6 protein-coding genes and 1 pseudogene are annotated in these 9,326 nt (G+C 36.5%); all 7 read right to left on the bottom strand.

Annotated features, from left to right (window positions below; translation table 11 throughout):
• A pseudogene (locus F6K22_RS20595) lies at nucleotides 1–295 on the bottom strand (amino acid ABC transporter permease); the annotation flags it as partial.
• Nucleotides 296–821: 526 nt separating this feature from the next.
• The gene (locus tag F6K22_RS20590) at nucleotides 822–2,000 is read right to left on the bottom strand and encodes an RNA-guided endonuclease InsQ/TnpB family protein (RefSeq protein WP_483244148.1); all 1,179 of its coding nucleotides are present in this window, start codon (nucleotides 1,998–2,000) and stop codon (nucleotides 822–824) included.
• Between the two features lie 167 nt (nucleotides 2,001–2,167).
• Nucleotides 2,168–3,238, bottom strand: a complete 1,071-nt coding sequence (locus tag F6K22_RS20585) for an amino acid ABC transporter substrate-binding protein (RefSeq protein ID WP_293101959.1) — start codon at nucleotides 3,236–3,238, stop codon at nucleotides 2,168–2,170.
• Nucleotides 3,239–3,402: 164 nt separating this feature from the next.
• Nucleotides 3,403–3,639: a hypothetical protein gene (locus F6K22_RS20580; protein WP_293101967.1), complete on the bottom strand. Its 237-nt coding sequence runs from the start codon at nucleotides 3,637–3,639 to the stop codon at nucleotides 3,403–3,405.
• A gap of 668 nt (nucleotides 3,640–4,307) precedes the next feature.
• Nucleotides 4,308–5,012, bottom strand: a complete 705-nt coding sequence (locus F6K22_RS20575) for an HAD family hydrolase (RefSeq protein ID WP_293101958.1) — start codon at nucleotides 5,010–5,012, stop codon at nucleotides 4,308–4,310.
• Nucleotides 5,013–5,857: 845 nt separating this feature from the next.
• Nucleotides 5,858–6,517 carry a TVP38/TMEM64 family protein gene (locus F6K22_RS20570; protein ID WP_375340178.1) on the bottom strand — a complete coding sequence of 220 codons (660 nt, stop codon included), beginning with the start codon at nucleotides 6,515–6,517 and terminating at the stop codon, nucleotides 5,858–5,860.
• Between the two features lie 1,086 nt (nucleotides 6,518–7,603).
• Nucleotides 7,604–8,938, bottom strand: coding sequence for an AAA-like domain-containing protein (locus tag F6K22_RS20565; RefSeq protein ID WP_293101955.1), 1,335 nt, complete (start codon nucleotides 8,936–8,938; stop codon nucleotides 7,604–7,606).
• Nucleotides 8,939–9,326 lie beyond the last annotated feature (388 nt).

The following is a 9,326-nucleotide window of genomic DNA, read 5'->3' as shown; positions in this document are numbered from 1 at the left end:
ATAAAATTCCCAAAATCATTACTCGCAGAGAATTAACTAAACCTGCTAATAAAACTTGAGTATAGGGATCTTTTGGTTTGTAAGGAATCAAACTTTCACTAATACTAAATCCTGCTTCATTATCTAGGAAACTGAAGCCAAACTTTGTACCTTGTTGTGCTAAATTTCGGCTGAGGTTGCTAATCATTATAGCTACAACCACAACAAAAATTACTATGGCAAGAACTTGTAAAGCAATACGCCAAAATCTCTCATCTCGCCATAGAGGAATTTTTTGATTTTTGTCATCAATCATAATTTTAGGGAGTAGGGAGTCATTTCAGTTATCAGTTATCAGTTATCAGTTATCAGTTATCAGTTATCAGTACCTCCTATTGAACCATTGGGATTGAAATAATAAACCAAATATTTTCCTTTTAGTCAATCCTCTCCTCTTTAGGGAGAGGTAATTATCCATTATCCATTAATGAAAATAGACTTCTTGCAGAAGTTAGGGAATAGGGAATACGGAATAGGGGATAGGGAGATAAAATTGTTTATTTCATCTCTTAAATTGATTTAATTAAAACTTTTGCAAGATGTCTAATATCTAACTCATTTATTTGTTTCAGAAGGGGTATTTTCACAAATTGTCAAGTATGTAGAAAATAGTAGAGTTGTCAAGAGCAAATATACCCTCTGCTGCATAATTTCGATTCAATTTCCTGCCGTTGACATCCTCCCGACGCTGCTCTACGATACAGCGCGGGATTCCCTAGCATCACTGTTAGAGACTTTCTGTTTCTTAGCACCCGCCTTCGGAGACTTATTCCCAGAAGGTCTTACGGTCGCTCCACAGACAAGCCAGCGCGGTCTTGGGGGTTTCCCCCATGAGCGACTGGCGCTGACACTGCGAGTCCCGCAGCCTTCTTGGTGGGCGTTCCCTTGCGTCTATCGCCGACGCGGGTTCCCATCCGCAAAATATTTACCGAAGCGTTTATGTCCCGGTCATGGTGAGCTGCACACTCTGGGCAATCCCACTCTCTGATATTTAAAGGTAATTTTTCTACTATATGCCCACAATTAGAGCAACGCTTAGAACTGGGAAAATATCTATCAATCTTGATTAATTCCCGGCCGTACCATTCAGCCTTATAATCTAATTGCCTGATTAATTCTCCCCAATTAGCATCTGATATTGCTTTAGCTAATTTGTGGTTTTTGACCATATTATTTACTGCTAAATCTTCAACTACAACAGTTTGATTTTCTCTGATTAATTGTAGGGGAGCCGTCGGATTGGCGACGTATGTTAGCTTATGAGTATAGTCAAGCCTTGAATCCTTAATTTTTGCGTGTATCCTAGCTACTTTCAGCCTAGCCTTTTGATAGTTGTTAGACCCCTTAGTTTTTCTTGTCAGAGACTTTTGAGCTAACCTTAGTTTTTTGTGCAACTCCAACAGAGTTTTAGGGTTAGCTATTTTTTTTCCATCACTGGTAGTAACTAAACTGGTAATCCCTAAATCAATACCAATTTGTTTGGTTACTGGCTTAAGCTTTAAATTCCTGGTATCATTGACTCTTAAAGAAACAGACCATCTACCAGAGGGGTCTAGCTTCACTGTAATTGTGCTAGGGACACAATCTTGTGGCAGTTGCCTACTCCATCTAATAGGTAATGGCTCAGAACATTTAGCTAAATAGACTTGACCATCTTTCCACTTAAATGCAGACTTTGTAAACTCTGCACTACCACCATTGCGCTTTTTCTTGAAGTTAGGATATTTGGCACGCCCACTAAAAAAGTTAGTAAAAGCAGCCTGTAGATGTCTTAAACCTTGTTGTAATGGGACACTGCTTACTTCAGTAAGAAAATCTAAATTTTCCTCTTTCTTCCAAGAAGTAAGCAGAGCTGAGGTTTGAGCAGATCCTACTCGTTCTTGATTCTCATACCAGGCAGTAGTTCTTGCTGCTAAAGCTTTGTTGTAGATGAGGCGTACACAACCCAAAGTTCTCCTCAACAGATTTTCCTGCGACTGAGTAGGGTAAAACCTAAATTTGTATGCTTTCTCAACCATCTACTATAAAAACAACTTATAAATTCTAAATTCTGAATTCTAAATTTTATACAGATTTGGGAAATTGAGTGTAGATTTATTCCCAAATCTTCGCTGTTGTAAGTTTCTTGTTAACGGAAAGGTGGAGAATAAAGCAACCCACCATTAATCCATAAATCATTCAGACCGCGAGGTAACTTAAATTGAGATTGTTCTCCTAAGTTACGGTCATAGACTTCACCGTAGTTACCAACTTGCTTAATTACACGATATGCAAAATCATTACTCAAACCCAAACCTTCACCGAGGTCTCCCTCCACTCCTAAAAAGCGTTTGATTGTAGGGTCTTCAGAATTTTGCTTCAGGTCATCTACATTTGCTTGGGTAATACCTAACTCTTCAGCTTCTATCAAAGCATAAGTTACCCATTTTACCACATCAAACCAGGCTGAATCATTATTTTTTGTTACTGGACCCAAAGGTTCCTTAGACATAGTAACATCCAAGATTATATGGTCTCCTGGATTAGGTAGGGTACTACGGCGACTTAATAATTGAGACTTATCAGAAGTCATCCCATCACAACGCCCTTCCGCATAAGCTGCATAAGCTGGGTCTGCTTGTTGAAATGTCAATGTTTCTGCTTCAACATTTCGTTGACGGAGATTATCTGTTAAATTTAATTCTGTAGTTGTGCCTGCTTCGACACAAATTGATTTGCCTTGCAAGTCCTCTAAAGATTTAACCCCACTATCAGCACGAACCATCATGCCTTGACCATCATAAAATGTAGTAGGGGCAAACTCCAAACCAACAGTAGTATCTCGGCTAATAGTCCATGTTGTGTTCCGAGATAGCATATCCACTTCTCCACCGTTAAGAGCAGTAAAACGCTCCGTTGAATCTAAGTTACGATATTCTATAGCATTTAAATCATCAAATAAAGCAGCAGCAACCGCTTTGCAAATATCTATATCTATTCCCGAGTATTTACCATTTTGGTCCACAAAACTGAAGCCAGGAATACCACCCTCTACACCGCATATTAATTTACCGCGATTTCTGACAATATCTAAACGACTAGTCCCTTGTTGACTTTCTTGGCCAGCTCCTGTTTTGTCTGATGGGCCTTCACCTTCACAGGCTGTTAGTGGCAGTACCATCAACATAGCTGCTATTAGAATAGATCCCCATTTTTGCATAGTGTATTCTGATTTTTTTGTTTTGAAAAAAGTGATCTACTCAAAGCTACCATAGTGTCAAGCTTGACGATCGCTTCTGGAAGCTCTCAAGCAACTACTTTCCACATTTTGTTCCTTATTTATTTGAATACTTTTGATTTTTAATTTTTACTTTAAATTCAAACCTATACAGATAGTGAAGGTTCACTTCCCAAACGTTCCTCAGCTAAATCCCTAATTAAGGACACCCGAGATTGGATATATTCCTTAATTAAATCTGCTTCTGTACAATTTAGGGTACTTCTTTTTTTCAACTGTTTGATTAACCACTGGGCTAAGGTTGCATCATCCAGTGATACCAAGGTTGTAGCTTGGGAGTTTTCTACCACAGACCAAAGCTGACGTAACATTGTGGGAGTCACAGGAACCTCCATATAAATTTCATATCCGTATTTCTTTAGAGGATTGGTCAAGAATGGTAATTAGGACGTATCCTTAAACACATATTTTCCCAATTTTGTCTTTTCTTAACCATTCTTTTATATTTACTCAATAATAACTGAAATGTACTGATATAAGAGGCGCTTACACATAATAAGTTACAATTTCTACTAATATCTTTACAAACTGATGTGTTTCTTTACTTATCCTTGATGGGACTCGATCGGGTCGGGCTGATTCAAAAAATACCTTTAGTGCTTTATTTTCTAGTATGATAGTTACTAATCTTGACCAGCTTTAAATATTCAAGTGGTTTTTCAGTAGTGAGTTTTTGTACTTTATATTTGGCTTCTAAATTTAAAAATCAAAATAAGTTTATTATTTATTTACATATTTTTTTCGAGAAAAAAGTAGTATTTTATACAAAAAATCAAGAAATAATGTGATTTTCGGTTGAATAGTTAGGGCTGGCTGATTAAATCTCGCGCGTATTGACTCCCAAAGGTATTAGCTTTTTTTAGCTGGAAAAAAGTACCTGGTCTTCAGCCCTTCACGCGGAGTCATTCTCGCTCTTCTCAAATATAGTCCGTTGTGCGAATTTAACTTCTGACTTCTGACTTCAGCTATATTATGGGTAATTAGCCGGACATCATATAATTTCTTGATTAACCTTTTGTATTCTGTCCAATTCTAAATCAGAAAGATAATCCACACACCAATTAGCCAAACGTTGGAGCATATGAAAAGGATAAGTATGAGCAACACCAACCACAGGCATTCCTGCTAGTTTAGCTGCTTCAATACCTGCAAAAGTATCCTCAATTACTAAACATTCTGAAGGCTTGAGATTAATGTCTGTATATTGTTGATTCAAAATATCCACTGCTAATAAATAACCATCAGGTTTTGGTTTACTGGTCTTAACATCATCCTCAGCAATAATTACCTGAAAATAATCAGCTAAATTAGCTTTATTTAACACTAATTCTACTTCGGCTCGGATAGCACCAGTAACCACAGCCATTTTCAGATTAGCTTGAGAAACCCGATCGATAAAATCTACCGTATCCGAATAAATTGGTAATTCTTCAATACTTTCTAACTGTTGTTGATAAGCTAGGGTTTTGCGTTTGATTAACTGTTCTAAATACCCTTCATTGACATATCTACCTCTTTGGGTCAATATATCATCCAAACAAGTACGATCGCTTCTTCCCAGACAAAATTTGTGATATTCCTCTGGTTTAAGCAGTAGATTTTCCTCAAGTAGTACTTGTTCTATTAATTTTTCGTGCAGAAATTCATCATTAATAATTACACCATTAAAATCGAACAAAACAGCTTTGAGAGTCATAAATTGTTAATTTATTTTGGCAATCTGAGGATAACTATAAAAATAGTATACTAATTTTGAATTACTTTGATAAGTTTTTTGACAGTTGGTAGACAAAATCAAAATTTATCTTAGTTTGCGTGTCAGTAGTGCTATAAGTACATGAAGTAGGCATCAAATTCATTAATTGATAATGGATAATGAATAATGGATAATTACCTCTAGTTAAAACCGTGACGGAATTGAATATAAGGAAATCACAATTTCTTTTCTCTTGGTCGATTGGATATGGCGCACTTCGGAGCAGCTCTGCACTCTTCGGGAAACCTCAGCATCCCATCCTACGGAAAGCTCCGCAATTCAAGTCGGCAACAGCCGAAACGACCGCTTTTTCTCCTGAAAAGGAGGGGCAATAAAGTCAAATGGATTAATTATCAATTATCAATTATCCATTGGTAAGGTAATTAATACCAATTTCAAAAAATACTGCTACATTAACTTTTTCGTTCTCCGATACGGTAGGGGGAGGAGAGAAAGTATGGTCAGACTTAAAGAGCGGGGGCAGACTATTGCCTCACCTAAATTAGAAAATATCTTTCAACAATTAATAATTAATTATTAATTATTAATTATTACCTCTCCTTGAAAAAGATAGGATTGACTAATCATGAAAATTTTTTCTTATTTCTCCTAATTAGGAGAGGCTTTAAACCTTAATTATTCGGTAAAAAAAATCTAAAAACAGCATCAAATAACTAATATTCGGTGGGTTACGGTGGATTATCAAATATCGTATTATTAGTGTGCAATTATTTCCACCTAACCCACTTGACATAAAGACTTAATATTTTATTTATAGATACCTTCTAGGATATTTTCTTTTGTAAGGCTTTTTTGGCAATTTTAGTAACATAAATAGTTACAGCAACTGTGGCGACTAGACCAACGCCGTAAAGAACCCATTCTGCTGTGGTACGCGATCCGCCTTCTGTGCCCAAAGTTGCCAAACTTCCAGCTAAGGAACCCAGATATACATACATTACTGTACCTGGCATCATGCCAATCCAAGATGCCAAACAATAGTCTCGTAGAGAGACTTTAGTTAGACCAAAAGCATAGTTGAGCAGGTTAAAGGGAAAAATGGGGGACAAGCGAGTTAGTCCAACGATTTTCCATCCCTCATCAGCCACAGCTTTGTCAATGGCCTTAAATTGTTCATTTCCTTCTATTTGTTTGGAAACCCAACCTCTTGCTAGATACCGACCCACTAAGAAAGCACAAGTTGCACCTATAGTTGAACCGATAGAAACGTAAACCGAGCCAAAAAGAGGACCAAATAGGAGACCTGCACCAAGGGTGAGTAGTGAGCCAGGCAAAAATAAAACTGTAGCCAAGATATAGATAGTGATAAAAGCTATCGGACCCCAGGGGCCAAGTGTATCAATCCAATTTAAGGCATTATTCAGTAGTTGTTGAGCATTAAAAAATTTCTGAGCAAAAATTAGGAGAGTTGCGACTCCAAGCATAATTAAAAGTGGTTTGAGTAGCTTGTTTAATTTTGGCTTTTTTTTTGTTGTTTGTGGCAGGTCGTTCATCATAATATAAACTTGAAAAATATCTTTGTGCTGATTGATATTATAATCATTTTTACAACTAAAAATATTGTTTTTAAGTTTGATTTCATCAGATTATTATCTGATTTTCATAATTATTTGTTGACCAGATTTCTTGGGAATGTGGAATAATAAAATATACCCTAATAACAAAACAAATCCAAAAAATTGAATTTTTACAGTTTATTTTATACTAATCCTCTATAAAATTCCATCTAATGTTATCCTATATAAATCGTTGATTAGAGGTAATTTAGTTGCACTATTTGCACTATTAAGTATCAATATTATAGCAATTCCCAAAAAGCGTGAGATACAAAATTCCCTGGTTTTAGGGAACAGGGAACACTTAACTGGGAATAGGAAGTAGTAATTCTGGTTCCGTAGGAATAAATAAAGAAGAAAAATAACTGTACCTCATTAGCTTGGGAAACGCTATATCACACCAAATATGAAAAACTTTTCTACATTTTATTGAGTAGAGGAGTAGTAATAATTTGCTGCGGAATCGGGAGCTAATAGCCAGCCTCCTGGGTCGTAACTGCCTCTTTGCAGAGGAGCTGCCTCTTGCTACGGTAGCTCTCGCTTTTCATGTCGCGCAGCGAAACGCTTTTCATGTCGCGCAGCGAAACGTTAACAGCTATTAGCTGGAGCTGCCTTCCTCATTCCAGAAGGCAATAGTTTGATCCTCAGATTTTGTAGTTCTCGCCTTGCTTTGAGTCCTTGAATCAGAGCATCTAGCTGTTGGTCTAAGGCAAAAAGCGCTTCTGAGTAGCGGACTATGCTTTTAATTTTGGCCAGGATTTCTTGGCGTTGACTGGCTAAAGCATTGCGGTACTGCTAAAAATTGCTAATTCCCAACCCGCAAGCTGTCAAGAATCCTATACTAAATACAACTAAAAACAACCTTTGAAATCTAGCAGTTTGTTCTTCTTGTTTGAGTCGTGCTTCTACTTCTTTTGTTCGTTCTGTTTCTATTATAGTTCGCTTTTCTTGTCTCTATATTTCTACAGAAGCATCTAAATACTGATAATCTAAATCACTCAAACTTTTTCCTCTTGCCCAAGCTTCAGCATCTTTTAGTGCTAGACCGCGCAATAGTCGGAATTTGTCTGTTTGCTGGGAAGCTATCCAAGCATCAAAATTATCAGCATAAGGTCGCAATAATCTTAATTTTTTCCCGATCCATTCTAAATTAAATACTTGTTCATATATCCGATTTTTTACTTTGAGTAATCCTGATTCTTTAACTATTAATCCTGATAATATTAGCTCTGTTTCTTCAGGTATTTTATTGACTTCTATCTGCTTATTATGCATGATTTTTTTATATATTCCTAACAATTTTTCTACTTTGGTAGGATTGTATAATAACCGATTTTGAATTGTTCTTAAATGCTCTGGGTCGTCATGATTTTGCCAATCATCTAATATTTTATTTCTAACTAGGTTTTCTACTAAGAATTCCCCATAACCTAATGGCAATTTTGCAAGTTGATTTCGCCAATCATATAAGTTCTTATTTCTAAATAAATTACCTTCATATTTATCTGGTTGGGTAATGGCATCCATGACTAATTGACAGAGCTTGTTAGTTAAAAATGGTTGCCCTCCCGTCCAGGATAATATTTCTTTTAGTAATGTTTTAGCCTGGTTTTCTTCCAGTGGTAAACTTGCTGCTAATGGCTCTATTTCTTCTATTGTAAAACCATGTAATTCTATGGCTGTGCCTATGTTAAATGGTGTTCTTTTCCGGTCTTGGATTAAATCGGTAGGTGTAGCTACTCCAAAAATGGCAAAATTAAGTCGATTATATTCTGAATTAATTGCTCGTTGATTGTAGCAATAACGAATGAGTGCAAAGAAATCATCTACGGTAAAGTTTAAACCAAGAATACTGTCTATTTCATCGATGAATATACAAATATTTTCTGTAGGAAATTGTACTAATATTACTTCCTCAATAAATCGACTTAATTTTTGGACATCAGACATTTCTGAAAGTGATGACCACCAGGTTTTTAATGAGAATTTACGATTCAATTTTAAACTCAGCCAGAGGTTGGCAATTATGCCTTGATACCATTTTTGGGAAGTGGTATTTTGACTACCAATGTTAGTCATGTCAATACTGGCACATTCAAATCCTTGTTGTTTCAGTTGATGGTAGGTTCTGACTAATAGGGATGATTTTCCCATTTGTCGGCAATTGAGAATGTAACAAAATTCGCCTCTATTTAAAGCTTGATAAAGTTGGGTATCAGCTTCTCGGGTGACGTAGGTAGGAGCATTTTTGCTGAGACTACCTCCGACTTGGTATGTACGTCTAATCATGGTCTTGTTTGTGCTAACTAGGAGTTATTAACGAAAGTTAATTTTGCAGGTCAGAAGTTCTGAGTTACAGCACTTTTCAGTTGAATATAACAATAAGCTCTGAGGGCGTTGCTGAATAAATGTATAATTTCACCGAATAATTAATAATTAATAGTTAATAATTAATTATTAAGAGTTGATAGTCAATTAATTATTCATTTAATAATTCACGCCTTGAAGCCTCCCCTTTTAAGGGGATAAATCAAAAAAATTCCTTTGAGTCAATCCCCTTCTTTTAAGCTATCCCTGATAAGGAACTCCTGAAACCCTTGTAGGAGGGTGGGGAGAGGGGGAAGAGGGGGAGGAGGGGGAAGAGGGGGGAGTCAGAATCTTGGGGTGGATTTATCAA

Source organism: Okeania sp. SIO2F4, assembly GCF_010672385.1.
GTDB lineage: Bacteria > Cyanobacteriota > Cyanobacteriia > Cyanobacteriales > Microcoleaceae > Trichodesmium.
Note: the sequence above shows the minus strand (reverse complement) of the source record. Positions and strands in the feature narration are given on the sequence as shown.